Below are 24,467 nucleotides of genomic sequence, written 5' to 3' on the forward strand. Positions count from 1 at the left end.
GTTCGGCGCCAAGTGGACGGGCGATGGGCCGGCCGGGCAGTTATTCGGAGGCGGCCGGCGCCGCGTTGCCGGTCACCGCAGCGCCGGGGCCGCCGTCGTGCTGGTCCGACGGCGCCGAGTTCGCGGCGGACACCAGTTCCGGCGGCAACAGCAGCGGGATCCCGTCCTCGATGGCGTAGCGCAGCGTTTCTCCGGACTGCCCGACGGCGGTGGAGACGAGTTCCTCGCCTTCCTGCACCAGCGTTGAGCCGGTCACGGGACAACGCAGGACAGACAACAGGTCAGGACTGATCTTTGGCATGGTGGATGCTCCCTGATGGACGCCGCAGCAGCGCCGTGGCCGATGGATTTGCAGCTTCCAGCGTACAAGCTTCGCGGCGGCCCGGCGGCTCAGGACGGTTCGCGGAGGATACGCAGGTGTCCCCTCCGGGTGCCTTCTGCAGGTGGCGGGGCCTCAAGCGCTGCGTGCGCCGAACGCTGACCCGGCGCGGAATCTCCGGTCGACGGCCGCAATGCCGCCTCCCGGACGGCGTTGGCGAGGGCCAAAAGATCATCCGGCCCCGGCTGCGGCGGTGTGGCCGGCATAGCCAGGCGCAGCACTTCCCATCCCCGCGGCACCGTCAACGACCCCGCATGCTGTTCGCACAAATCGTAACAATGGGGCTCCGCGTACGTTGCCAGCGGACCCAGGACAGCAGTGGAGTCCGCATAGACGTACGTCAAAGTTGCCACTGCCGAGTTGCGGCAGGCTGATCTTGAACATTGACGAATAGCACCCACGACATCACAGACTACTCCCCGTTCGCGGCGGCGCCGTGCATTCCGGCCCGCAGTGTTCCGAAGTGTCGGGCGACGTGCCGCTGCCCAGTGTGGCGTCGCGGGTTATGTCGCGTATTTCAGGCGGCGGGTCTAGAGTCAATATATGCAGCAATCGCACCACGTTCCGGGTATCACGGTCCGGTTGGCTGATTCGGGAGCCGGCCAGCAGGCTGACAACGCCGCGCCTTCAGAAGCGGTCCGTGGGAAGAGCTTCAGGCAGCGCCGCAGGAACCGCCATGGCCGCGGCCTGCGCGGTGAATTGATGTTGCCCACGCTTCCCGGATACCGCACCCGTTCCGATCGCTTCGACGAGATGGTCATGGACTCCGCCCAACGTCTGCACGACATCTGGGGAAAGCCATTGGACGGTGTCAGGTTTGCTGTCGACGAGATCCCGCAAGGCCTGGAACAGTTGGTGGCGGACCGGTCCCCTGCGCCCATGGGCCTGTACGAGCCCGCCACGGCCGGTGAAGGTCCCGTGATCACCCTCTACCGCCGGGTCATCGAGAACGCCTGCTCCAGCCGGGAAGAGCTCCAGGACCTGGTGCACGACGTCGTGGTGGAGCGCACCGCCGAAATGCTCGGGGTGGCACCGGAAACGCTGGACCCCGTCTACCGGCGCCGCTACTAGCCACGCGCTAGTAGCCCAGTTTGACGGCGACCTGTTCCTGGCCGGCCGCGCCCGGGGCAACAGCAACCGTGGCGATATCCGGACGGCCGTCCTTTTCCAGAAGCACCGTGCCATACGCGGCGTCGCCGGAGGCTGAGACTACGTACCCCAGCACCTCAGCACCGCCCACTTCCGACGGCACTTTGATAACCGCCGTCGTACCCCCGGCGATGTCCGCAGCGGCGGCTGCCCGGACCTTGCCGTCGGCCGTAATGGGCGTGTAGGTGATCTTGGCCCGGTCGTCGGGGGCACCGAAGACCAGATAACGCTCCCCGCCGCGCGGAACGGTGACCACGTGCTGGCTGCCGAGCCTGGCGGAAGCTGCCGACCACGCGAAGTCCGCGGCGCTGTCCGATTTGAGGCCGCGGGTCACCCGCGCAGCAGCGGCGAACGATACATCGGAACTGGCGGCAACTGTGTAGTGGCCGGCCGGCACCCCGGCCAGCGAAACTTCGGTGACAGACCCGCCTTTGGCTGTCACGACTCCGCCGCCTGGCAACGCCTTTTGGCCGTCACGTCCGTACAGCTTGATTTCCACCACGGCGTCCGCCGGGCCGGGAACAGCGATCTGGAGGGCCGCTGCGGCATCAGCAAAGCCCTGTTTGGCGGCGAGGGCCTTGGCCGGTGCGGGATCCTGAATGTCCAGGCCGGACATCACCTGACGCGTTGCCGGTGCCGCGCCGGGCACGATGAAGTCCACACCGCCGGGGGTGAGCCCCCGAAGAACGCTCTGCTGGATGACGGCGGTGACCGGACCGCCCGCACTGCGCGCATGGATGCTGAGCTTTTCCTGGTCCGGAGCCAGCCCGGCCAGAACGATGGACCGGGTGGCTCCCGGCGCCACCAGGAGTCCCCGGCTGCCGGGTGCCTGGATCTGGCCCTGCGCACCGAACAGCTCCAGGCTGACGGTTGCCGGAGTGCTGGAGGCATTGCTGAGGTTGAGGACCGCCGTCCGTCCCAGCGACGTGTTCGCCCCCACCAGCCACAGATCGTTCGCGGGCTGCTGGCAGCCTGCTGCCGCCGAGCCCTGGAGGTCGCCGTCCGTGGCGGTGTAACTCATGACGGCGCCTGCGGTGGCCTGCTGGTTGCCCACGGCGTCTGCGCTCAGAACGCTGACGGAATCCACAGTGCGCTGCGAAACGACGCCTGCGAGCAGCGCAGGAGGGGCAGTCGAAGCGGTGGGGCTGCCGGGGTCCTTGGCAATTTCGGTCAGGGGATTTCCGTTGAGCTCCGCAAGCCTGCTCCCGGGCAGCGCTCCGGAATTGGTGCTCAGCACGGCGGCATTGACCAGGCTCCTGGCCGTGGCGGATTCCGGGCTGAACTGAGGGTCGGTGCCGACTGCGGTGCCCTCCAGCAAGCGCGCAGGGCCGGGGCAGATCCCCACATTGCTACCCGCTGGGACTGCCGCCAGGGGTGCTTCGAGCGGGCGGCTGCCTGCGTTTTGCGGGACCATCGACGCTGCTGCAACCAAACCGCCGGCGGCGGCCACGATGATCACGGCTGAGGCCACCCCGGCAACCGTCCCGCGGACGGATAGCCCGCGCGCGTTAAGCCTTTTCAGGGGGCCCGTTGCGGGTGCTTCCCCTGCCGGCGCGCCCGCTGCGTCGGAGCCGTCCCCAGCCGCCTGTGAACCCGTCACGGAGGTTACATCCTCATGTGCCTGCGGCACGGCGTCGTTCCCGTCCTTATGCATGCTGATGTTCCTTACGCAGGGAGCCTTCATCCCGGGACAGGCCGGTGTTCGGCCGCCGGGCGGGCATGGGAATGGCCAGAAGTACGGTAAGTCCGATCACCGTTGCCTGCACGACGGCCGACCAAACTGCCCAGGGGTTGTCGTAACGGATCGTGAGCTGGCCGCCCTGGGCGGGCAGGGTGAACGCCTGGGACCAGCCGGACGTTGTGGACGTCAGCCGCCGGCCATCCACCCAGGCCGTCCATCCCGGATCGGAACGTTCGGCGAGAACAACAAGCCTGCCTTCCGGCCCTTCCGGGACAGCGGCGTGAACAGTTTCCAGATCCGAGGGCAGGAGCCCGATGGCGGCGCCGGCACCGTCCACGATGCGCACCCGGTGCGCAACGTCAGCGGCGTCGATGACAGGCTGGTTGAGCGGGCTGATCCGCCAGAGCCAGCCGACGTTGGTCCGCCCCACTGCCACCAGACCGGGTACGGCATCCATGCGGCTCGCGGTCAGCTGGGCAGCAGTATCCGAGGCCCGCAGGACAACGAATCCTGCGCCGAGGCGTTCCAGCTCCGGCCTCGGGTCCACGCCCTGGCCCGCAACCACCGTGGCGACGACGCTGCGCAGTGCTGCCGTGACGGCGTCGTCATCCCTGACCGTTTCCTTGCCGGGTTCACCCATGATGTTGCGTGCGGCCGCAATGGTGGACAGTCCGTCCAGGGTCGTCCCGGCACCCCTCACGAGCGAGGCGTCGAAGCTGCCGTCCTCCGCCGTGTCGATGACGAGCGTCCGTGTCTGCTCGGGTCCCTGGCCGCGGTCGATGGCGGTGGCCGGCAGGGTGCGCGCGGCCGTGGACGTGATCTGCCGCGGGGTGCCCAGGGGGGTCGTGCCCTGGGTCGTAGCCGCCGCTGCCGGCGCTGCCCCGGATTCGGACTGCAACAGATTTCCGGCTGCCCAGGCGGTCAATCCGGCCACGGGCCCGGCGAGGAGCAGCACCATGGCAAGGACGGACACGCTCTGGAGGACCATCCGGCGTGCGGCCGGGGCGTCGGCTGTTTTCTCAGAGAAGCAGAGGAGGCCGTCGGCCCCGATCAGGGCGGCACCCAGCAGCAGGAAGCCGGACGCGGACACGGCCGGCCCGGTGAAGGGGGTGACAAGGGTGTCGGCACTGGCTCCGGTGGCCACGTGGCTTGCGAGCCAGCCGCCGGCAAGGATGATCACGGCGGCTACCCATAGAGCGCGGGCCACGCGGGTGCGCTTGCCCGGGACAAAGAGTGCCGCGGCTGCAAGTGCGAGGACAGGGAACCCGATCAAAAGTGCCAGGAGCAGCGCCCACGGCACGGCAGACCCGTCAAAGACCGGGAGTCCGGCCAAACCGCCGGCGGCATCGAAATACAGCGGCTGTCCCAGAACCTGCTGCCATAACGGTGCGCCGTCAAAACCAAGCGGAACGCCGGGGTCGGCGATAAGTGCCCGCGGGCGGTCAAGCACGGAAATGCCGAAGGGTACAAAAAGTGCGGCGCTCGGAAGCAGCGCCCACCATACGGTGCGGCCCCGCCTGCCGAGCAGGATCCCGGCCAGGACAACCACCACGGCGGCCGGAAGCAGCAAGGACGGCGCGGACGCTGCCACAACAGCCAGCGCCAGGCCGGCAGCCGCCGCAGCGGTCCAGGAAGGGGTTCCGTTGACTCCGGGCTTGGCCGGCGGCTTTTCCAGGAAGCGCCGGTCCCCCGGTTCGGGAACCGCGAAGCGGCCCTGGCCGCGGGCGGTGCCGGTGGCACGAAGCAGTGCCAAGACCAGCAGCGGCACCGCGATGTGGGCAACCAGGGCGCCAAGGCGCCCCTGGTTCAGCGCAACCTGAAGGGCGGGCGCCCCGCCCCACACAACTGCTGCCACGAGGCGGAACCGCCGCCGCGTGGTCAGGGCTCCGGCCGCAAACCACGCAGCGAGTCCGGAGAACGGCATGGCAAGGAGCAGCAGCCAGGCCAGGGCGCTGTTCGCGTCCCCGCCGCCGGCCAGGCCAAGGACCCACAGAAGCAGGTCGAATGGGTCGCCGTGGCCGGGCAGTCCCGCACCGAGTCCGATCCACCAACTGGTGGCGTGGTGCCAGATATCCGAAATTTTCGACGAGACCGGGATCAGCGCGCCGCCGGAGACGGCTTCGGCGCGGAAAAGCCCGGAGAGCCCAATCAGCGAGGCAGCCGCTGTCAGGATCACCGCAACGAGGGCTCCGTTGCCCACCCACCCGCGTTCCGAAGTTGTCAGTGCGGCAAAGTCATCCGTGGAATCACCGCTGGGCTGCTCGGCCAGCGGATCCGTCCGGGCCGAGTCTCCGCCCGGATCGTCGGATCCCAGGGCTTCGATGAGGGAGCGCCGGTGGGCCCAGACCTCGCGGCGCGGCGTCTGCAGTCCCTTGATCACCGAGCGGCGGATCCGCCGCGTCCTGGCTGCGTCGCGGCGTCCGCGGACCACGGCCCCGGGCCGGCCCAGCGCAACGAACGTCGCCATGAGTTGGGAGAATCCGTGGCCGGGGTCCTTAACGGCAATGCTCAGGACGAGCTTGAAGATACTCCCCAGCAGCGCCCCTGCCGCATGCAGCGGCACCTTCCACCACACAGTGTGCTTAAGGCGCAGGTATACCTGGGCTTTCCGGGCGGCACTTGCACTTCCCAGCGCATGCGGCCGGTGCGAAACGTGGAACATCCGGGCGGTAGGCACCACCACCACTCGGTGCCCGGCCAAGCGGTTGCGCCAGCAGAAGTCCACATCGTCACCGGTACCGGGAAGGGCGGAGTCGAATCCGCCCAGTTCCTCCCAGACGTCCCGGCGCACCAGCATGCCGGCGGAGTTGACCGCGAAAGTATCGCTGCGGCCGTCATACTGCCCCTGGTCGAGTTCGTCCGCCTCAATAAGAGTCAGCCGTTCGGCCCAGCGACTGGTAGAAAGGCCGACGTCGATCAGCCGGCGCGTGGCCTCCCAGTCGAGCTGCTTGCACCCCGCCACCGTCACCGACGGCGCACGCTCCACGGCATGGAGCAGTTCGGCAAGCGCCTCCGGCGCGGGGGCGGCGTCGTCGTGCAGCAGCCAGATCCACTCGGCGTCGTTACGGGAGTCCGCGTTCCGGGGGGCCAGGGCAGCCAGGGCGGCCTTGACCGCCTCCCCCATGCCGGTCCGCCCCTGGAAGGTGGTGACATTGGCCTCGCCGAACGCCTGGTCAAGCAAAGCCAGGGAATTGTCCCGCGAGCCGGTGTCCACGCCGATAGACGCATCCACCGGACGGGTCTGCTGGGACAATGCCGCCAAGGTCCTGGGAAGATAGTCACCGCCGTTGTGGGCGACCACAACGGCGGTGACATGTACTACTTGAAGAATTAGACTGCCCGCTTCCTCAGCCGACGGCGCTCGCGCTCGGAGAGGCCTCCCCAAATGCCAAAGCGTTCGTCGTTCGACAGCGCATATTCCAGGCACTGTGAGCGTACATTGCAGGCGCCGCAGACTTTTTTGGCGTCGCGGGTGGAGCCTCCCTTTTCAGGAAAGAATGCCTCCGGATCAGTCTGGGCACACAAGGCGTCCGTCTGCCATCCGAGTTCACCTTCGTCGTCGAAGTTCTGCTCGAAAGGAAGCCCGATCCAGACCGGCTGCGCGGCGGTTTCCGAATGGAGGGTCCGCAATTCCATTGGAGGATCGTGGAGATCGTTGTCCTGGTCAGGGTTGCCCGCCAGCAGGGCTTCGTGCGCTGCCAGGAAGGCCGTGGCCTGGTCCTGCAGTAAATCGCTGGTGCTCTGGTTGTACCGCTCTGCGGCATCCGGGTCGGCCGGATCTACATACCAGTCACTTGGTACTCCGCGTGAACGGTATTTTGCCGACGCCTGACCGGCGACGACGGCATCTTCATGGATACGCTCAACTTGCCCCATTTGTGGCGTCCCTCCTGATGTTGCTGCCCCTGACTGAATACCTGGACACTCGGTTGTGTGGCCCGTATTGCGCAATGGCGATCGATATCTAATTACACGTGTGTAAGTCGTTGGGAGTCAAGCGGCAGCCGGGATAATAATCAACATCGGGCGCAATCTGCTGCCACGCCACGCCCGTGATTTTTGGCCGACTCGCCGTCATCACAGGAATTTTGACAGCATGCTGACTAGTTTTCTGTGAATTTCCCGGGAAATCCGGGGAAACCGCCTGCAGCGGTGATTTACGCCACCAAAGTTAGCAAGGCAAACGTGGCACGGATCACATGGCTCTGCGGCTGTGCCCGGCTCCCGATCGCCCCGCCTGGCACCTCCCGGCCCGGCGGGCACCGTGGCAAGATGTTGGCATGAGCATCCCGGCGATCGACCTGATGACGGCCCTGCGGTCCGGCCACTCCACCTCACCGCGACTTACCTGGTACGGACCGGACGCCGAGAGGGTGGAACTGTCCGGCCGCGTCCTGGACAACTGGGTCGCGAAGACGAGCAACCTTCTGCAGGACGAACTCGACGCCGAGCCCGGGATGCGGCTTCGGTTGGACCTTCCGGCGCACTGGAAGTCCATGATCCTGGCCCTTGCCGCCTGGCAGCTCGGGATGGAAGTAGTCCTTGGCTCCGCCGAGGCCGAACTCCTCGCCACCGAGTCACCGGACGCCGGGCAGGAGCACGGCGGTTTCGACGCCGTTATCGCGGTGCCGCTACCGGCATTGGCCATGCGCTGGCCTGGGGAGCTGCCGTCCGGCGTCGTCGACTTTGCCGCCGAGGTGCGTTCGCACGGCGACGTTTTTATGGCGCACGAAGATCCGGAAGGCTCCAACCGTGCCATCGTGTCATCGGCCGGCACCCTGCACCCGCACTCGGACCTGCTGGAAGGGTTCGCGGCCGCCCACGACGCAGGGGTGCGATTGCTGGTCCGGGCCGGTGACGGGCTGGAAGCCGCCCTCGTCCAGTCGCTGGGGGCCTGGCATCGCGGCGGGTCCGTCGTGCTGGTCCACCCTGACGTCATCGTGACGGACAAGCTCCTCAGCGACGAACGGGTCCAAGGAGGGTAGTCCCCGGCTGCAACGCTCCTAACTGCTGCGGGTCTTAACTGCTGCGCGTCGGGCCGGGAAGGTCGGTGTCCTCCACTTTGTCCTGCGCCTCGTTGGCGGGAACGCGGACCGGGTGGTGGTTCTGGTGGTGGTGCAGTTCCATGATCTCGTGGTCGTGCGAGAACGCCGGCTCTTCGTCGAGTTCCTTATTGAAGACGAGGAACCGGTAAGCGAAGAAGCGCACCACGGTGGCTACGAGGATGCCGGCCACACCCGCCAGGAAAAGCATGTTCTTGTCCGTGATGCCGAAGGAATACTTGGCCAGGGCCGTGAACCCGGTGGAAATGCCGATTCCGATGCCGTTAATCAGGATGAACATGAAGAATTCGCGGATCACGTTGTCCTGGCGGCGGTGGCGGAAGGTCCAGAACCGGTTCGCAATCCAGGAGAAAATCGTGGCAATCGTGGCGCCCACGAACCGGGCCTTGGCCTCGCTGTCCGTCATGGGGCCGTGCATCAGGTAGTAGGTCAGGCCGTTATCGATAACGAAGGCGACACCGCCGACGGCGCCGAACTTGGCCACCTCGCGCCAGAAAAGCGAGGCGAGTCCGCGCAAACGTTCTGCAAGTGTGTAAAACATGACCCTCCATGGCCGACTGAAATTTCAGGCCACAGGGCCGAGAACCCATTTTAGCCCGCAAAGCTGGGAGCCGCCCCGCCGGGCCGGGAGCGCGGTCTCCTGCGATGCCGCAATGACGCAAAATTCCCGGTTGAAACAGTGGTGAAGCCCGGAACACCCCTGCTCTTCTGTAGGCTGGCTCTTGTGACTTTTCCAGTAATAGGCGTAGTTGGCGGCGGCCAGCTAGCCCGCATGATGGCCCCCGCCGCAACGGCCCTGGGCTTTGAACTCCGTGTCCTGGCCGAAGGCGAGGACGTTTCGGCGGTTTCCGCCGTACCGACGTCGCCGGTGGGCGACTACAAGGACCTTGACGCCCTCCTCGAGTTTTCGCGCGGGCTCGACGTCATGACGTTCGATCATGAGCACGTCCCCAACGACCACCTGCGGGCACTGCAGGAGGCCGGCGTCAATGTCCAGCCCGGTCCGGACGCCCTGGTCCATGCGCAGGACAAACTCGTGATGCGCGCAGCCATCGACCGGCTTGAGCTGCCCAACCCGGCCTGGGCTTCCGTTGCCGACGTCGAAGCCCTTGTTGCTTTCGGCGAGAAGACCGGCTGGCCGGTAGTGCTGAAGACGCCCCGCGGCGGCTACGACGGCAAAGGCGTACGCATGGTCGGATCGGCTGAGGAAGCCGCCGACACCGCCGACTGGTTTGCGGCCATGACCCCTCTGCTGGCCGAGGCCAAGGTGGAGTTCAGCCGCGAACTGTCCGCACTTGTTGCGAGGACTCCTGACGGTGAATCCCGGGCCTGGCCCGTGGTCCACACGATCCAGGTGGACGGCGTCTGTGACGAAGTCATCGCCCCGGCCCAGGACATCCCGCTTGAGGTGGCCGCGGCCGCCGAAGACGCCGCAATCCGCATCGCCAACGAACTGGGAGTCACGGGCGTTATGGCCGTGGAGCTCTTTGAAACCCCCGGCGTCGGGTCCGGGTTCCTGATCAATGAGCTTGCAATGCGCCCCCACAACACTGGCCACTGGACCCAGGACGGATCGGTCACAAGCCAGTTCGAACAGCACCTGCGCGCCGTACTGAACCTCCCGCTCGGGGCCACGGACGTGCTGGGGCAGGTTGTTGTGATGAAGAACTTCCTTGGCGGCGAGAACCAGGACCTGTTCTCCGCGTATCCGCTGGCCATGGCCAGCGAGCCGGCCGCGAAGATCCACTGCTACGGCAAAGCCGTGAGGCCCGGCAGGAAGATCGGCCACGTCAACCTGGTGGGGGCAGCCGCTTCCGATGTCGACTCCGTCCGGCAGCGCGCAACCACCGTAGCCAACATCATCAGGGACGGCCGCGCCCCGGCCCGAACAGCACCAGGGAACTCCGAGGAGACCGTATGAGCATGCCCGCATCGTCGATCCGCCCCGCGGACACGGACAACGCCGCTCCGATCGTAGGGCTGGTGATGGGCTCGGACTCCGATTGGCCCGTCATGGAAGCCGCAGCAGAGGCCTTGGCCGAGTTCGGCATCCCGTTCGAAGCAGACGTTGTCTCAGCCCACCGGATGCCCACCGAAATGATCCGCTACGGCCAGACGGCCCACGAGCGTGGACTGCGCGTCATCATCGCAGGAGCCGGCGGCGCGGCACATCTGCCCGGCATGCTGGCGTCCGTGACACCGCTGCCGGTCATCGGCGTCCCCGTCCCGCTCAAAACGCTCGACGGCATGGACTCCCTGCTGTCAATCGTCCAGATGCCAGCCGGCGTTCCCGTAGCCACAGTGTCGATCGCAGGCGCACGCAACGCCGGCCTGCTGGCCGTCCGGATGCTGGCATCCGGAACCGACGACCTCGCCGTCCGCCTGCGCGATGACCTCATCGAATTCGCGCAGGAGCTGAACGACGTCGCAACCCGCAAGGGCGCGGCCCTGCGGCACAAAGTCAGCGAAGTGTTCTCCGACGGCAACGTCGTTCTCCGGGGCAGCCGTTAGGAATCAGTAGATGACCACCAGCCACTCCCGCCCCCAGGCGCCGCAACAGGCCCTGACGGACCCCGTCCGCAACCCGTCGAACGCCCCGGCGCCTGTCAGGACCAAGCGCGCGTTCGTCCTCCTGCTGCTGACCCTGTTCATTCCGGGGAGTGCCCAGATCGTTGCCGGCGACCGCAAACTGGGACGGATCGCCCTCCGGGTGACCCTCACTGTCTGGGGACTGGCGATTGCCGGACTGGTGCTGCTGCTGGTGAACCGCACCCTCCTGATCGGGATCCTCACCAACACGGTGGCTTCACTCCTGATCATCGTCATCCTCATTGCGCTGGCCTTGGGCTGGGCTGCGCTGTTCGTCAACACCCTCAGGCTGATCCGGCCTGTCCTCCTGGCCCCGGGAATGAGGCCGGTCGTCGGCGTCACACTGGTCTTGGCGATGCTGCTCAGCAGCGGGACGCTGGGCTACGCCGCGTACGTGCTGAACGTGAGCCGGAACGCGATTGGCAGCATCTTCTCGGCGGGACCTGCAATCGACCCCGTGGACGGCCGCTACAACTTCCTGATGATGGGCGGCGACGCCGGCGACGACCGCACGGGGCGGCGCCCGGACAGCCTTTCCGTCCTCAGCGTCGACGCCAAGACCGGCAAAACCGCCATCATCTCGGTGCCGCGCAACCTGCAGAACGCCCAGTTCAGCGAGGGCTCCCCCATGCGGCAGATCTATCCGGACGGTTACGACTGCGGCAACGAGTGCCTTATCAACGCGATCAACACCGAGGTGACCAACGAGCACGCGGACCTCTACCCCGGCGTCGCGGACCCCGGCGCCCAGGCAACCCTCGAAGCTGTCTCAGGTACGCTCGGAATCACCGTCCAGGCCTATGTGCTGGTGGACATGGAAGGCTTCGCCAAGCTCATCGACGCAATGGGCGGCATCAAGATCAAGGCCGGCGGCTGGGTGCCGCTGAGCGGCGACATGGTGGACGAGGCCAACGGCATCCACGGAATGCCCCTCGGCTGGATTCCGGCTGGTGACCAGCATCTGGATGGCTACCACGCACTCTGGTACGGACGTTCCCGCGAATTCGTCGATGACTATGCCCGCATCCAGCGTCAGCAATGCGTCCAGCAGGCCATGCTGAAGCAACTGGACCCGGCGACGTTGCTCGCCAAGTTCGAAGACATCGCCAACGCTGGCACCAAGGTTGTTGACTCCAACATTTCCGCAAGCCAGCTCGGTAGCTTCGTGGACCTGGCCATGAAGGCCAAGGGCAAGGAGGTCAGCCGGCTGACCATCGGACCGCCGGACTTCGACGCATCGTTCTCGACGGTACCGGACTTCAACCAGATCCACGACAGGGTTCACCAGCTGCTGGCCGCGCAGTCCGAGTCGGCCGGAGCGACGGATAATCCTGCCGGCGAAGACAGCATCGTGCAGGGCCGCCCGGCCGCGGGCCCCCTGATGGCGGCCGCCCCGGCGGCACCCCTGACCCAGCCGGCGCCGTCGCCGTCGTCGTCGGACTTCACTCCCGTGACCACCACCCCCGACGGCGAGCCCATCACGGAAGAGATGCTCAACCAGTTCAAGCGCGAGGGCAACGAGCAGGCGATCCGCGACCTTGTGGCCACGAACGGCCAATGCCGACCGTTATAGGCGCCCCGCCTGACCGCCTGACGTCGTAACTGTTGCAATGAGATAAAGGACACCTGGCTGTGTACGAAATTGAGAACGTCCTCCGGCCCTACGCCTGGGGCTCCACCACTGCCATTGCCGCCCTGCTCGGCAGGCAGGCCTCCGGTGGGCCGGAAGCGGAGCTGTGGGTCGGAGCCCACCCGGACTCGCCGTCCGTGGCACCCGCGGCCGACGGCGGTCCGCTGGCTTTGGATGCGCTGATCAGTTCCGATCCCGGCCACCACCTGGGAAGTGCCAGTGTGGCCGAGTTCGGGCCCCGGCTGCCCTTTCTCCTCAAGGTCCTCGCCGCGGAGAGCCCGCTGTCCCTTCAGGTCCATCCGACGCTGGAGCAGGCGCGGGCGGGTTTCGCCCGCGAGGAGGCTGCCGGCGTCGACCGTTCCGCTGCGGAGCGAAACTACAAGGACGACAACCACAAGCCGGAGATGATCTTCGCCCTGACGCCGTTCGAGGCGCTCTGCGGCTTCCGCCCGGCTGCGTCAACGCGCGCCCTCTTCGAGCACTTGGCGGCGTCGATGCACGGGATGTCCCTGGAAGTCCCGCACGTGTTCCTCGACGTCGTGGCGGACCTGTCCGCGCCGGTGGAGCACGACGCACTGAAAGCTGCCTTCACCCGGCTCATCGGCGGAGGCCATGCCGTGTCGCATGCTGTGCGGGAGCTGGTGGCAGCGCTCAAAGCCGGACTGCCCATGTCCCCCTACCAGACCGAACTCTCCACCGTGGTCAGCCTGCACGGCCATTATCCCGGCGACCCCGGAGTGCTCATCTCCTTGCTGCTGAACAGGATCTCGCTGTCACCCGGGGAGGCCGTCTACCTGCCGGCAGGAAACGTCCACGCCTACCTGCACGGGCTGGGCATCGAGGTCATGGCGTCATCGGACAACGTGCTCCGGGGCGGGCTGACGCCCAAGTTCGTGGACGTACCCGAGCTGCTGGCCACCGTCGAATTCGAGTCGGTGGGGGTGCCGATGCTGCCGGCAGAGATATCCGGGCTGGGCCAGGAACTCTACCGGCCGCCGTTCCGTGAATTCCAGCTGCAGCGGATCGAGCTGGAGCCCGACGGCGGTCCCGTCCCGCTGGCGCAGTCCGGTGCGGCAGTGATCATCGTAGTCTCCGGCGCCGTGCTGCTGGACTCCCCCAAGGGCGACCTCCACCTGGACCGCGGGGCGAGTGCCTTCCTCCCGGCCGCTGAAGCCCCGGTGAACGTGCATCCGGCGGCGGGCTCCTCCGGGACCGCCGTTGCCTTTGCCGTGACCACTGCGCTGGAGGCCTGATCCGATGGAGTATTTCCTGCAGACGCCGCAGTGGGCCGACTTCCAGCGGTCACTTGGCCGCACAGTGCACGAACAGTCCGGACCGGGGTGGAGCTTCCTCGCCGTCGAAGAGAAGAATCCGGCGGGCAAGGTCCTCTATGCCCCGTACGGTCCCGTGGCAGAGTCCCTGGAAGCGTTCGACGCCGCTTTGGCTGCCCTCGTGGCGCTGGCCCGCCGCTGCGGCGCCGCGTTTGTCCGGATAGAGCCGGTCAGCGCCGGATTCAACAACGCTGAGTCGGAATCCGTGCTGGGAAGCCGTGGGCTGCTGCGCGCCCCGGTCAACCAGCAGCCGGAGCTGAGCTGGATCGTGGACCTGGACCGGGATTTCAAGGACGTCCTCGCCGCCATGAAGCCGGTGAACCGGAACCTGTACCGGAACATCCACAAGAAGGACGTGACCTTCCGGACGTCGCAGGATCCCGACGACATCCGCGTGCTGTTGAATTTCCTGCACATGACAGCCAGGAGGAGCGGGTTCAAGCCGCAAAGCGATGAGTACCTCAGCCAGGTGGCGCGGTCCCTCATGCCTGTGGGTGCGGCCACCTTGTTCATCGCCGAACGCCATGGCGGCCCCATTGCCGCGGCGCTGGCCTACGACTCCGCCGACACCCGCACCTACGCCCACGCGGCCCTTGACGACTCGCACCGCAAGCTGAGCGCGGGAATACCGTTGCTGGTGACGCTCATGGCGGATGCCAAGGAGAAGGGCCTGAAGCACGTAGACCTGTGGGGCGTGGCCCCGGATGACCAGCCGAACCATAAGTGGGCCGGGTTCACGGCGTTCAAGAAGTCGTTCGGCGGGCGCGAAGTCGCGTATCCGGGCACCTGGGACCTGCCCGTGAAAAAGGTCCGCTACGGCGCCTACCAACTCGCCCGGAAAGCCCGCGAAAAGCTCCGCGCCCTCCGCAACTGACTCGGTTCCCCCTGCCCCGCGCCTTGTGCGCCCCCACCCGGCGCGAACGGGCACGTGCGGCCCTCCGCCTGAGCCCGAACGGGCACTTACGGCCCTCCAAGCGGGCTGCTTCGGGCCCCAAGTGTCCGTTCGCGCACCGAAGGCAAAACCGTCCTGTGGATAACGGCTTTGCCCGGCCCCCGGCGTTGCAAACTGGAGCATGTCCAGAACGTCCCTGCCCAAGGAACTGCTCGCAGGATCCTTTACCTCAACGACGGCCAGCGCACTAGGGGTGACGCGGAAGCGGCAGCGGCAATCCGACGTCGTCATCCCCTCCCGCGGTATCCGCCTACCCCTGCACGGGCCCGGCGGCGCGGCAGCAAGCCTCCGGGCGTATACGGACCTGGACGATAAATCGGTCCTGACGCATCAGTCGGGCGCGCGAATCTGGGGGTTTGGCCTTCCCCCCTGGATGCAGGAGGACTGGCGGATCCATGTGGCCAGGGACCGTGAGGGCAGCAAGCCCCGCCGCCAGAACGTGGTGGGCCATCGCCTGACCTTCAAGAACGGCGAAGTTGTGGTGCACGACGGCGTTCGGGTTACCTCGCCGGCAAGGACGTGGCTTGACCTTGCCGCTCTACTGTCCGTCGACGAACTGATCGCAGCGGGCGATTCGATCGTTGTGGCCCACGGCGATGAGTTCCCGCGGCCCAGGGAGGCCCTGTGCACGCTCGAGGAGCTACGTCGAATGGTTGGCGCCCATCCGGGCATGCGGGGCATGAAGACCGCACGCCTGGCACTGCCGGAAATCCGGGTGGGCGCGGATTCGCCTCAGGAGACTGCTATGCGGCTTATTCTGTCGCGTTCGCGCCTGGGCGAACCCGACATCAATTACGTCATCGTCGATGAATGGGGTCAGGCCGCCGTGTGGCCTGACGCTGCGTATCCCAAGGAACGGATCGCTTTGCAGTACGACGGAGCCCACCATGCCGACCAGCTGCAGATTCGCAGTGACAGCCGTCGTCTTGCCGTGACCGAACGGCTCGGATGGCGGGAAGTCCGCGTCTTCAAAGAGGACCTCGAAGGAGACAGCCCGTTCGTGATCGAAAAGGTCAGGGCCGTGATGAGGTTCCGTGACCAGCCCCAACGAACAGCGCGAACGGGCACTTGGGGTCCTTTGTCGCCATGACTAAGGGGCCTCAAGTGTCCGTTCGCGCTGAGTAAAGCGGGGTGACTAGCTCTTGCGGGCGTAGCCTTCCCACTTGCTGGCCTGGTGCTCGCCGTCCACGAAGCGGATGGTGCCGGACTTGGACCGCATGACGATCGACTGGGTCAGGACCTTGTCCTTGGAGTAGCGCACACCCTTGAGCAGGTCACCGTCGGTGATGCCCGTGGCCGCGAAGTAGCAGTTGTCGCTGGAAACCAGGTCGTTGGTGGAAAGCACCCGCTCGAGGTCGTGCCCGGCGTCGATGGCCTTTTGCTTCTCGTCATCGCTGGTGGGCCAGAGGCGGCCCTGGATGACGCCGCCGAGGGACTTGATGGCGCATGCGGCGACGATGCCTTCCGGCGTGCCTCCGATGCCCATGAGCGCGTCAACACCCGTGCCGGAGCGGGCCGCAGCGATGGCTCCCGCGACGTCGCCGTCCATGATGAACTTGGTCCGGGCACCGGCCTCGCGGATTTCCTCCACGAGGGGACGGTGGCGGTCCCGGTCAAGGATCATGACGTTCAACTGGTTGACCTTCACGCCCTTCGCCTTGGCGATTAAGTGCAGGTTCTGCTTGACCGGCAGGCGCAGGTCAACCATGTCCGCAGCTTCCGGGCCCGTCACGAGCTTCTCCATGTAGAAGACGGCGGAGGGGTCGAACATGGAGCCGCGTTCTGCGACAGCGAGGACAGCGAGGGCGTTGTTGATGCCCAGTGCGGTCAGGCGGGTTCCGTCAATGGGGTCGACGGCGACATCGCACTCGGGGCCGGTGCCGTCACCGACGTGCTCGCCGTTGAAGAGCATCGGAGCTTCGTCCTTCTCGCCTTCACCGATAACCACAACACCGTTGAAGTGGACGGTCTGAAGGAAGGAGCGCATGGCGTCTACTGCGGCGCCGTCAGCCTTGTTCTTGTCGCCGAAGCCAACCCAGTGGCCGCCGGCAATGGCCGCGGCTTCGGTGACGCGGACAAGTTCAAGGGCAAGGTTACGGTCCGGTTCGTCAATGCCTACGGCAAGGGACGGCGAAATCGTGGAGTACTGCTGGGTCATAGGCGCTGGTGACACGTGAACCTCTTCTTCGAGTGGCGATCATTGAACCCGTACGGCCGGTTTGAGTCCGTCACGGTGATTCCTCTGCTACTGATCATAGTCGCGGCAGCATCCGCAGGTCATGGGATGACCACCCCGTGAAACACACCGATTCCTCACCGGCTGAACAGCAGGAATGTGAGAACGGCATTCACATGCGCGACTATAGAAGCGTGAGCGAAACGCAGGACAAGTCCACCCCCCACAGCCAGACGGCCGGCACAGGCTCCCCCGCGGGCTCCGAGGCCGCCCCTGATGCTCCAGTGATCAAGCCCGTTATCCGCGCTGCTGCGGCGAAAAGGGCCAACGCCTCGGTCATCGGAATGGTCATCGCGCTGCTCGTCAGTGTCGCTGCGTTTCTTCCCATCGTCTTGATGAACCCCTCGCCCAAGTCAGAGGGTTACCGGCCGAACGTCGATGTGAGCGCCGTAGCCCGAAACGCCGCCGGTGTGGCAGGATTCACACCCGTGGCCCCCGAGGCAGGCGACACATTCAGTCCGAATTACGCCCGCTGGGAGTCCGGCACCGGCAGCGGCGTGCCAACGTGGGAGGTCGGATACCTCACGCCGAAGGAGTCATTCATCGGGTTGGTCCAGACCGCCCGGGCGAATCCGACGTGGCTGCTCCAGCAGACCAAGAATGCCCCGGTCACCGGGAGCCGCAACGCCGGCGGCCTCGACTGGGAACTCCGCGACGCGGGTAAGGGCGAGAAGAGCATGGTCCTCAGCCACAAGGGCACCACTGTTGTGCTGACGGGCACGGCTCAACTTGACGAGTTCGCCGTGCTGGCGGACGCAGTGGTGAAGTCCCTGGAAAGTAATCCGGCCGCAACGGTTTCACCCTCAGCTACCCCTTCGCCGTAAAGTAGCCCCGTGGCTACTTACTTGACTCCAGCACTGGCATGGCGGCGACTGCGCGAAGGAAACGAGCGCTTTGTCGCCGGAGAATCCTCGCACCCCAACCAGGACGCGTCACGCCGGTCCTCGCTCGTGGAAAACCAGCACCCGTTCGCAGTGATCTTCGGCTGCTCGGACTCGCGCCTCGCGGCTGAAATCATTTTCGACCTCGGACTGGGCGACGCGTTTGTTGTCCGCACCGCCGGGCAGGTCATCGACGACGCCGTACTGGGCTCACTGGAGTACAGCATCGGCGTCCTGAGCGTGCCGCTGATCGTTGTCCTCGGCCATGACAGTTGCGGCGCGGTCAGCGCCACCAAGGACGCAGTGGAAACGGGGCAGATGCCGGTGGGATTCATCCGCGATCTCGTCGAGCGCATCACGCCGTCCGTGCTGACTTCCCTGCGCAACAACGAAACCGAAGTCAACGACATGGTGGTGGAGCATGTAAAGCAGACCTCGCAGCGGCTCGTGGACAGCTCACGTGTGATTTCCAACGCCATCGAAACCGGACGCGCAGCCGTGATCGGCCTCTCCTACAGCCTCAAAGAGGGCCGCGCGGACCTCGTTTCGGGTATCGGCGAACTTTAGATCCCCGCCAGCGCGCGGTGGCCGGAGCCCGACGCAAGCGCTTCACGGTTTCAGCCAAGGCCGCCAATCGCCCTAAGCTAGCCCCATGACTTCCACTGAAGAATTCCGCATTGAACATGACACGATGGGCGAAGTCCGCGTCCCCGTGAACGCCCTGTACCGTGCCCAGACGCAGCGTGCAGTTGAAAACTTCCCCATTTCCGGCAAAACCCTGGAACGCGCGCACATCGAGGCCCTCGCCAGGGTGAAGAAGGCTGCCGCCCAGGCCAACGCAGAACTTGGAGTGCTCGACGGCGAGCTGGCCAAGGCGATCGCGGATGCCGCTGATGAGGTTGCTGCCGGGAAGTACGACGGCGACTTCCCGATCGACGTCTTCCAGACCGGTTCCGGCACGTCCTCCAACATGAACACCAACGAGGTCATCGCGGAGCTCGCCTCCCGTGCCCTCAAGGCCGCCGGCAGCGACAAGGTTGTCCACCCGAACGACCACGTTAACGCTTCGCAGTCCTCCAACGACGTCTTCCCCACGTCCGTCCACGTGGCCGCCACGTCGGCGCTGATCAACGACCTCATCCCGGCCCTGGGCTACCTGGCCGACTCACTGGACCGCAAGTCCGTCGAGTTCAAGGACGTTGTGAAGTCGGGCCGCACGCACCTCATGGATGCCACCCCGGTGACCCTGGGCCAGGAGTTCGGCGGGTACGCCGCACAGGTCCGCTACGGCATCGAGCGCATCAACGCCTCGCTCCCCCGCGTGGCTGAAGTTCCCCTCGGCGGAACCGCGGTGGGAACCGGCATCAACACCCCTGCCGGCTTCCCGGAGCGCGTCATCGAACTGCTCGCCACCGACACCGGCCTGCCCCTGACCGAGGCCCGCGACCACTTCGAAGCCCAAGCCAACCGCGACGGCCTGATCGAAGCCTCCAGCCAGCTGCGCAACATCGCGATCTCCTTCATGAAGATCAACAACGACCTCCGCTGGATGGGCTCCGGCCCCAACACCGGCCTCGGCGAAATCGCCATCCCCGACCTGCAGCCCGGTTCCTCGATCATGCCGGGCAAGGTCAACCCCGTCATCTGCGAGGCGTCCATCATGGTCTGCGCCCAGGTGATCGGCAACGACACCGCCATCGCCTGGTCCGGCACCAACGGCGCCTTCGAATTGAATGTGGGCATCCCGGTCATGGCTGCGAACCTCCTCGAATCCGTGCGTCTGCTGGCCAACACCAGCCGCGTCATGGCGGACAAGATGATCGACGGCATCACCGCCAACGTGGAGCGCGCCCGCTTCCTCGCCGAGGCCTCCCCCTCGATCGTCACCCCGCTGAACAAGTTCATCGGCTACGAGAACGCCGCCAAGATCGCCAAGAAGGCTGTCGCCGAGGGCCTCACCATCCGCGAGACCGTCGTCGCCATGGGCTTCCTGGAGCGCGGCGAGCTGACCGAAGAGCAGCTGGACACCGCCCTCGACGTTATGTCGATGACGCGCCCGCCGCACAAGGCGTAGTTTCCCGAAGTACGACGGCGGCCGCCCACCTTCCCAGCGAAGGCGGGCGGCCGCCGTCGTTCGTTTCTGCCTTCCGTGAGTTTTTGTCCAGATAAGGGGGCTTGAGTGCGCCGGAAGTCCCTTTATCTGGACAAAAACTCCAAGGGCAGTCAAAAGTTGCACTAGTTTTGACTTAGTGCAAAACTTTACTTTGTGGAAAATAGTGCAAATACCGACGGTGGACTCCGTGAGCGCAAGCGTGCCGCCACCCGGGCAGCGATCACCGCCATCGCCCGGAAGCTGACCGCCGAACGCGGCCTGAACGGATACACGGTCGATGAGGTCTGCAGCGAAGCGGGTATTTCGCGACGGACGTTTTTCAACTACTTCCCGGCCAAAGAGGACGCGATCATCGGCCACGCGGACGACGAACTTCCCCACGAAGTGATCGACGAGTTCATCGCCGGCGGCCAGTCATCGCCGCCAGGCATCATCTCCCCCACGCTCCTTCAGGACTTGGTCACCCTTTCCTTGAAGCTGTCCGAGAACATGGCAGCTTCCGAGGAGGACACCCGCCAGCTGATCGGCGTCATCAAGAAGGAGCCCCAGCTAATCCTGCGGATCATCGGGGCCACCGAGCAGCGAGAGGCAGAGTTCGCCAAAGACGTCGCCCTCCGCGAAGGCGTTGCACCGGACCACCCTGTGGTCCAGATGGCCGTTGTCCTGCTGGGCAACATCGCCCGCAGGAGCAGCTTGGCCTATTTCTCCGAGGGCAATACCCGCCCCTACCGGGAGCTGCTGCTGGAGAATATCTCGGCCGCCCGCCGGCTTTTTTCCCAGGAATTTCAAGAACCCGCACCCGCAGAAGGACGCCCATGAGCACCGCCGTCACTCCCAAGCCAGCAGTTGAGCCGCTGCTGCTGACCCAGAAACGAATCTGGATCATCTTTTCCGCACTCATCGCCGGCATGCTGCTCTCCAGCATGGACCAGACCATCGTCTCCACCGCCATGCCCACCATCGTGGGAAAGCTCGGCGGCGTGGAACACCAGGCCTGGATCACCACCGCCTACCTGCTGGCCACCACCATCGTCATGCCCATCTACGGCAAGTTCGGCGATGTCCTGGGCCGCCGCAACCTGTTCCTCGTGGCCATCGCACTCTTCACCCTCGCTTCGGTGGGCTGCGCGTTCGCCACCGATTTCTGGGGCTTCGTGGTCTTCCGGGCCATCCAGGGCCTGGGCGGCGGCGGCCTGATGATCCTCTCGCAGGCCATCATTGCCGACATCGTCCCGGCCAAGGACCGCGGCAAGTACATGGGACCGCTCGGGGCGATTTTCGGCCTCTCCGCCGTCGCCGGCCCGCTCCTGGGCGGCTACTTCGTGGACCACCTCACTTGGGAATGGGCCTTCTACATCAACATCCCGATCGGCATCGCCGCCTTCACCATCGCCTGGTTCACCCTGACCCTGCCAAACAAGAAGGCCGAGAAGCGGATCGACATCCTCGGCGTCCTGCTGCTCTCCGCAGCCACCACCTGCCTGATTTTCTTCACCGATTTCGGCGGCAAGAAGGACGAAGGCTGGGATTCGCCGTTGACCTGGGCGTTTGGCGCGGGCCTCATTGTGGCCGCCGCCGCGTTTGTCATGGTGGAACGCCGTGCCGAGGACCCCATCATTCCGCTGGGACTGTTCAAGAACCGGATCTTCGTGAACTCCACAGCCATCGGCTTCACCCTGGGCCTGGGCATGTTCGCCGCCATCGCATTCGTTCCCACATTCCTGCAGATGTCCTCCGGCACCTCCGCCGCCGAATCCGGGCTGCTGATGCTTCCGATGATGGTGGGCCTGATGGGCATGGCCATCTATTCCGGCATCCGGATCTCCAAGACCGGCAAGTACAAGATGTTCCCCATCATGGGCGCCGCCCTCACCATGGCCGCCATGCTCTGGCTGACCACCCTGACGGCCGACACCCCCATCTGGGTCATCTGTGTGCAGCTGTTCGTGTTCGGCGCCGGCCTGGGCTCGATCATGCAGGTCATTGTCCTTGTAGTGCAGAACTCCGTGCCCGCGGAACAGATCGGTACTGCCACCAGCACGAACAACTACTTCCGCGAAGTGGGCGCTTCCCTGGGTGTGGCCGTTTTCGGCTCCATCTTCACCTCACGGCTGGCAGAGGCCCTCGCCAATGCCTTCACCGGGGCAGGCGCCTCAGCCGACCAGGCCGCGCAGTCCACCCGGACCCTGGACCCGCAGGCCCTCAGCCAGCTCCCGGAACAGCTCCGCGACGCCATTGTGAACGCCTACGCCGATTCGCTGGCGCCCGTCTTCTGGTACCTGCTGCCGTTCCTGGGCATCGCACTGATCCTCGCGCTGACGCTGAAGCAGATCCCGCTTTCCGACACCGCAGGAATGGTGGCCCGGGGCGAGGCCGTGGGCGGCGAAGAGGCGGAGCGCCTGGAGGCCGGGCGCCAGTCCGCCTCGGTGTAGTCGCTCCTAGTCGCTCCGCAGGAGGGACTCCCTGATCAGGGAGTCCCTCAGGGTTCGTAGTGGACGGTGTCCTCGGCCAGCAGCGCCCGCCGGATGCACTCGCGGTCGCCGGGCCTGATGTCCGGAAGTCCCTCCAACGGAAACCAGCCGACGGCGAGGGACTCGTCGTCATTCACGCGTGCTTCACCGGACACATGGCGGCAGCGAAACACAATATCCAGGAAGTCGCACACATCGCCGTTGGGAAATGTCACCGGACCCACCACGCCGACTGAGACCATGCGTTCCGTTTCCGCCACGACCGCTGTCTCCTCGAAAATTTCCCGCACGAGTCCCGGGGCCGGATGCTCGCCCGGCTCGAGCATCCCGGAGATCAGCGCCCATCTGCCGTTGTCGGAGCGCTGGCCCAGCAGGACGTGGCCGTCGTCGTTGAAAACCACCCCGCGAACCGCGGGAATCCACAACGGATCATGGCCGATTTTTTCGCGAAGCTTGAGGACGAATTCAGGTGCTGGCATACCTTCAGCCTAGCGGCAGCAACGCTTGCGCAGCCGCTCAGCCCGCAGGCAGAAGGAGCATGGCTGCGGCCGTGCCTGCCAGCATAAACGGGCCGAAGGGGATGTCCGATTTGAGGGTGCCGCGGCGGGCCGCCAGCAGGCCCAGGCTCCAGAGCCCGCCCAGGAGGAAGGCGGCGAAGGTTCCGGCGAACACGTGTCCCCAGCCGAGGTAGCCGAGGTACAGGCCCAGCACACCGGCAAGTTTTACGTCGCCGAAACCCATCCCGGGCGGATAAACCATGCGCAGGATGAAGTAGAACAGCCACAGCAGGGCTCCCCCGGCAAGGATGCGTCCGCCCGGGAGCCCGAAAAGCCGGGCGGCGCCGTCGGGCACTGCAGAGGCGTCTGCACCGGCAGCGAGGACGGCGAGAACCGCTGCCAGCAGGAGCACGCCGCCCACGGCGTAGGACGGGAAGACAATCCTGTTCGGCAGCAGGTGGTGCCTGACGTCGATGACAGTGAGCCGCACGGCCATCACGCCGAAGTAGGCGCAGGCCGCCAGCACCAGCCAGAAGGCCAGCGGGGTGGATTCCCAAAGTTCGCCCAGTCGTTGGATCACTCTCGGATGCTACTGGATTTTCCCCACCCGCCGCGGAGCCCGCGCGTAAACTGTGGATATGTCGACATGGGACGCGAGGCGCCAGGGGGAAGCCGGTCAGCAGAGCAAGCCGGCAGACACGGCCATGGCGTTCCGGAACCTGTGCCGGTCCTCGCCCTGGAAATGGCAGAGCCTCCGTTTCGAGTATGTGGACCGGCCATCGGCGGATCATCCGTACCGGGCCTCCACAGGCACGGATGCCGAAAACCCGGACCCGAACAACACGGTGCAGGCCTGGCTGCGACGGCCCGGCGCCCTCCGGCTGGAATCCGCGGCAGGAGTGGTGCTGCACAGCACCACGGGCATCAATGACTCCAAAGACGGCTTCTACGTCAGCTCCACCCGGAAGTCGTGGCTCCTGCCGCCGCAGCTGGTCACCCCCGTGTATGACGACGGCGGGCTGGTCCGGCGCCGCCCGGAGGCCGCCTACGGCGAACCGTGCTTCGGAAACGGCCGCTTTGCCGCAGCGCTGGATCCGGTGGAGCTGGCAGGCAGCGCACCCGTTCCCATCGAATTCCCGAACACCAACGCCGTGGAGCTCGGCCCCATCACCGTGGTTGACCATCAGGGCCGCCCTGCGCTGGAAGCCGTCGTGATCCCCAGCGCCGCCTACCACCCCTCGGACCCCTTGGCGCCGCTGTGCGGACCGGGACGGAACCTGGTAAGGATCGACGTCGGCACTGGAGTCTGCGTCTCCAGCCGCTCGCTGGAGAGTGAATCGATGGGCTCCGGCCATTGGCTCCGGATCCTGGCAGTTGACGAGTACATGCTCGATGACCTGTTCCTGACCGAATCCATGAACTTGACCGACGTCCGCCGCCATATCACCTGGGACATCTCCCGGGGCGCGTGACTGGCAGCGGGCCGGTGCTCCGG

At 65.9% G+C, this 24,467-nt stretch carries 23 protein-coding genes; 14 read left to right on the top strand and 9 right to left on the bottom strand.

The annotated features are described in order from the left end of the window. Positions 1–40: 40 nt before the first annotated feature. Positions 41–301 carry a Trm112 family protein gene (locus ACFVWT_RS14800; protein ID WP_390249006.1) on the bottom strand — a complete coding sequence of 87 codons (261 nt, stop codon included), beginning with the start codon at positions 299–301 and terminating at the stop codon, positions 41–43. A gap of 89 nt (positions 302–390) precedes the next feature. Then, entirely contained in the window at positions 391–780 is a 390-nt protein-coding gene (locus ACFVWT_RS14805) for a DUF3499 domain-containing protein (protein WP_390249008.1), read from the bottom strand. A 142-nt stretch (positions 781–922) separates the two neighbouring features. On the opposite strand from ACFVWT_RS14805, the gene ACFVWT_RS14810 reads away from it, so the two are divergent. Further along, a complete protein-coding gene (locus ACFVWT_RS14810) occupies positions 923–1,450 on the top strand; it encodes a metallopeptidase family protein (protein WP_390249010.1) in 528 nt (175 codons plus the stop codon). Between the two features lie 7 nt (positions 1,451–1,457). On the opposite strand, the gene ACFVWT_RS14815 is transcribed toward ACFVWT_RS14810, so the two are convergent. From ACFVWT_RS14815 to ACFVWT_RS14825, 3 genes are read right to left on the bottom strand one after another with little or no spacing between them, the layout of a single operon-like run. Continuing rightward, positions 1,458–3,182 (bottom strand): DUF5719 family protein, encoded by a 1,725-nt coding sequence (locus ACFVWT_RS14815; RefSeq protein ID WP_390249012.1) that lies wholly within the window; start codon positions 3,180–3,182, stop codon positions 1,458–1,460. Next, the gene (locus ACFVWT_RS14820) at positions 3,175–6,510 is read right to left on the bottom strand and encodes a glycosyltransferase (RefSeq protein WP_390249014.1); all 3,336 of its coding nucleotides are present in this window, start codon (positions 6,508–6,510) and stop codon (positions 3,175–3,177) included. Before ACFVWT_RS14820 ends, ACFVWT_RS14815 begins: the two co-directional genes overlap by 8 nt. 29 nt (positions 6,511–6,539) lie before the next feature. Then, on the bottom strand, positions 6,540–7,085 hold the full coding sequence (locus tag ACFVWT_RS14825) for a WhiB family transcriptional regulator (protein ID WP_390249016.1): 546 nt from the start codon (positions 7,083–7,085) through the stop codon (positions 6,540–6,542). A 404-nt stretch (positions 7,086–7,489) separates the two neighbouring features. On the opposite strand from ACFVWT_RS14825, the gene ACFVWT_RS14830 reads away from it, so the two are divergent. Further along, positions 7,490–8,194 carry a TIGR03089 family protein gene (locus tag ACFVWT_RS14830; protein WP_390249018.1) on the top strand — a complete coding sequence of 235 codons (705 nt, stop codon included), beginning with the start codon at positions 7,490–7,492 and terminating at the stop codon, positions 8,192–8,194. Between the two features lie 34 nt (positions 8,195–8,228). Here ACFVWT_RS14830 and ACFVWT_RS14835 read toward each other — a convergent pair whose 3' ends face one another. Beyond that, positions 8,229–8,813 carry a GtrA family protein gene (locus ACFVWT_RS14835; protein ID WP_390249020.1) on the bottom strand — a complete coding sequence of 195 codons (585 nt, stop codon included), beginning with the start codon at positions 8,811–8,813 and terminating at the stop codon, positions 8,229–8,231. Between the two features lie 183 nt (positions 8,814–8,996). Between ACFVWT_RS14835 and ACFVWT_RS14840 the strand changes: the two genes are divergently transcribed. The 6 genes from ACFVWT_RS14840 (at position 8,997) to ACFVWT_RS14865 (ending at position 15,864) form a co-directional block, all read left to right on the top strand. After that, entirely contained in the window at positions 8,997–10,193 is a 1,197-nt protein-coding gene (locus ACFVWT_RS14840) for a 5-(carboxyamino)imidazole ribonucleotide synthase (RefSeq protein ID WP_390249022.1), read from the top strand. After that, a complete protein-coding gene (gene purE / locus ACFVWT_RS14845; RefSeq protein ID WP_390249025.1) occupies positions 10,190–10,783 on the top strand; it encodes a 5-(carboxyamino)imidazole ribonucleotide mutase in 594 nt (197 codons plus the stop codon). Before ACFVWT_RS14840 ends, purE begins: the two co-directional genes overlap by 4 nt. A 10-nt stretch (positions 10,784–10,793) precedes the next feature. Then, the gene (locus ACFVWT_RS14850) at positions 10,794–12,434 is read left to right on the top strand and encodes an LCP family protein (protein WP_390249027.1); all 1,641 of its coding nucleotides are present in this window, start codon (positions 10,794–10,796) and stop codon (positions 12,432–12,434) included. Between the two features lie 59 nt (positions 12,435–12,493). Next, complete coding sequence (manA, locus tag ACFVWT_RS14855) at positions 12,494–13,744, top strand: mannose-6-phosphate isomerase, class I (RefSeq protein ID WP_390249029.1); 1,251 nt, start codon at positions 12,494–12,496, stop codon at positions 13,742–13,744. 4 nt (positions 13,745–13,748) lie between these two features. Next, on the top strand, positions 13,749–14,696 hold the full coding sequence (locus ACFVWT_RS14860) for a lipid II:glycine glycyltransferase FemX (RefSeq protein ID WP_390249032.1): 948 nt from the start codon (positions 13,749–13,751) through the stop codon (positions 14,694–14,696). Positions 14,697–14,895: 199 nt separating this feature from the next. Next, positions 14,896–15,864: a hypothetical protein gene (locus ACFVWT_RS14865; protein ID WP_390249034.1), complete on the top strand. Its 969-nt coding sequence runs from the start codon at positions 14,896–14,898 to the stop codon at positions 15,862–15,864. 45 nt (positions 15,865–15,909) lie between these two features. On the opposite strand, the gene glpX is transcribed toward ACFVWT_RS14865, so the two are convergent. Continuing rightward, positions 15,910–16,932 carry a class II fructose-bisphosphatase gene (gene glpX, locus ACFVWT_RS14870; RefSeq protein WP_175417425.1) on the bottom strand — a complete coding sequence of 341 codons (1,023 nt, stop codon included), beginning with the start codon at positions 16,930–16,932 and terminating at the stop codon, positions 15,910–15,912. Positions 16,933–17,126: 194 nt separating this feature from the next. Here glpX and ACFVWT_RS14875 point away from each other — a divergent pair, with 194 nt between their 5' ends. The 5 genes from ACFVWT_RS14875 to ACFVWT_RS14895 all read left to right on the top strand — a co-directional run bounded on the left by ACFVWT_RS14875 (position 17,127) and on the right by ACFVWT_RS14895 (position 22,436). Continuing rightward, positions 17,127–17,834, top strand: a complete 708-nt coding sequence (locus ACFVWT_RS14875; RefSeq protein ID WP_390249037.1) for a DUF4245 domain-containing protein — start codon at positions 17,127–17,129, stop codon at positions 17,832–17,834. Between the two features lie 9 nt (positions 17,835–17,843). Beyond that, complete coding sequence (locus ACFVWT_RS14880) at positions 17,844–18,458, top strand: carbonic anhydrase (protein WP_390249039.1); 615 nt, start codon at positions 17,844–17,846, stop codon at positions 18,456–18,458. An 85-nt stretch (positions 18,459–18,543) separates the two neighbouring features. After that, entirely contained in the window at positions 18,544–19,965 is a 1,422-nt protein-coding gene (locus ACFVWT_RS14885) for a class II fumarate hydratase (protein WP_011691042.1), read from the top strand. A gap of 192 nt (positions 19,966–20,157) precedes the next feature. After that, complete coding sequence (locus ACFVWT_RS14890; RefSeq protein WP_390249041.1) at positions 20,158–20,823, top strand: TetR family transcriptional regulator; 666 nt, start codon at positions 20,158–20,160, stop codon at positions 20,821–20,823. Further along, the gene (locus ACFVWT_RS14895; RefSeq protein WP_390249043.1) at positions 20,820–22,436 is read left to right on the top strand and encodes an MDR family MFS transporter; all 1,617 of its coding nucleotides are present in this window, start codon (positions 20,820–20,822) and stop codon (positions 22,434–22,436) included. Before ACFVWT_RS14890 ends, ACFVWT_RS14895 begins: the two co-directional genes overlap by 4 nt. A 47-nt stretch (positions 22,437–22,483) precedes the next feature. On the opposite strand, the gene ACFVWT_RS14900 is transcribed toward ACFVWT_RS14895, so the two are convergent. After that, positions 22,484–22,954 carry an NUDIX domain-containing protein gene (locus tag ACFVWT_RS14900; RefSeq protein ID WP_390249046.1) on the bottom strand — a complete coding sequence of 157 codons (471 nt, stop codon included), beginning with the start codon at positions 22,952–22,954 and terminating at the stop codon, positions 22,484–22,486. Positions 22,955–22,991: 37 nt separating this feature from the next. Next, positions 22,992–23,552 carry a prepilin peptidase gene (locus ACFVWT_RS14905; protein WP_390249048.1) on the bottom strand — a complete coding sequence of 187 codons (561 nt, stop codon included), beginning with the start codon at positions 23,550–23,552 and terminating at the stop codon, positions 22,992–22,994. Between the two features lie 58 nt (positions 23,553–23,610). Between ACFVWT_RS14905 and ACFVWT_RS14910 the strand changes: the two genes are divergently transcribed. Beyond that, positions 23,611–24,444, top strand: a complete 834-nt coding sequence (locus ACFVWT_RS14910) for a hypothetical protein (protein WP_390249050.1) — start codon at positions 23,611–23,613, stop codon at positions 24,442–24,444. Positions 24,445–24,467: the final 23 nt, after the last annotated feature.

Origin of the sequence: Arthrobacter sp. NPDC058288 (assembly GCF_042880995.1) — a bacterium.
Classification (GTDB): domain Bacteria; phylum Actinomycetota; class Actinomycetes; order Actinomycetales; family Micrococcaceae; genus Arthrobacter.

What these genes read in the sequence shown, in the direction of transcription:
- ACFVWT_RS14800 (WP_390249006.1), bottom strand. Translation starts at nt 301, where the DNA reads ATGCCAAAGATCAGTCCTGACCTGTTGTCTGTCCTGCGTTGTCCCGTG.
- ACFVWT_RS14810 (WP_390249010.1), top strand. Translation starts at nt 923, where the DNA reads ATGCAGCAATCGCACCACGTTCCGGGTATCACGGTCCGGTTGGCTGAT.
- ACFVWT_RS14815 (WP_390249012.1), bottom strand. Translation starts at nt 3,182, where the DNA reads ATGCATAAGGACGGGAACGACGCCGTGCCGCAGGCACATGAGGATGTA.
- ACFVWT_RS14825 (WP_390249016.1), bottom strand. Translation starts at nt 7,085, where the DNA reads ATGGGGCAAGTTGAGCGTATCCATGAAGATGCCGTCGTCGCCGGTCAG.
- ACFVWT_RS14830 (WP_390249018.1), top strand. Translation starts at nt 7,490, where the DNA reads ATGAGCATCCCGGCGATCGACCTGATGACGGCCCTGCGGTCCGGCCAC.
- ACFVWT_RS14835 (WP_390249020.1), bottom strand. Translation starts at nt 8,813, where the DNA reads ATGTTTTACACACTTGCAGAACGTTTGCGCGGACTCGCCTCGCTTTTC.
- purE (WP_390249025.1), top strand. Translation starts at nt 10,190, where the DNA reads ATGAGCATGCCCGCATCGTCGATCCGCCCCGCGGACACGGACAACGCC.
- ACFVWT_RS14850 (WP_390249027.1), top strand. Translation starts at nt 10,794, where the DNA reads ATGACCACCAGCCACTCCCGCCCCCAGGCGCCGCAACAGGCCCTGACG.
- ACFVWT_RS14860 (WP_390249032.1), top strand. Translation starts at nt 13,749, where the DNA reads ATGGAGTATTTCCTGCAGACGCCGCAGTGGGCCGACTTCCAGCGGTCA.
- ACFVWT_RS14865 (WP_390249034.1), top strand. Translation starts at nt 14,896, where the DNA reads ATGTCCAGAACGTCCCTGCCCAAGGAACTGCTCGCAGGATCCTTTACC.
- glpX (WP_175417425.1), bottom strand. Translation starts at nt 16,932, where the DNA reads ATGACCCAGCAGTACTCCACGATTTCGCCGTCCCTTGCCGTAGGCATT.
- ACFVWT_RS14875 (WP_390249037.1), top strand. Translation starts at nt 17,127, where the DNA reads ATGCGCGACTATAGAAGCGTGAGCGAAACGCAGGACAAGTCCACCCCC.
- ACFVWT_RS14885 (WP_011691042.1), top strand. Translation starts at nt 18,544, where the DNA reads ATGACTTCCACTGAAGAATTCCGCATTGAACATGACACGATGGGCGAA.
- ACFVWT_RS14895 (WP_390249043.1), top strand. Translation starts at nt 20,820, where the DNA reads ATGAGCACCGCCGTCACTCCCAAGCCAGCAGTTGAGCCGCTGCTGCTG.
- ACFVWT_RS14900 (WP_390249046.1), bottom strand. Translation starts at nt 22,954, where the DNA reads ATGCCAGCACCTGAATTCGTCCTCAAGCTTCGCGAAAAAATCGGCCAT.
- ACFVWT_RS14910 (WP_390249050.1), top strand. Translation starts at nt 23,611, where the DNA reads ATGTCGACATGGGACGCGAGGCGCCAGGGGGAAGCCGGTCAGCAGAGC.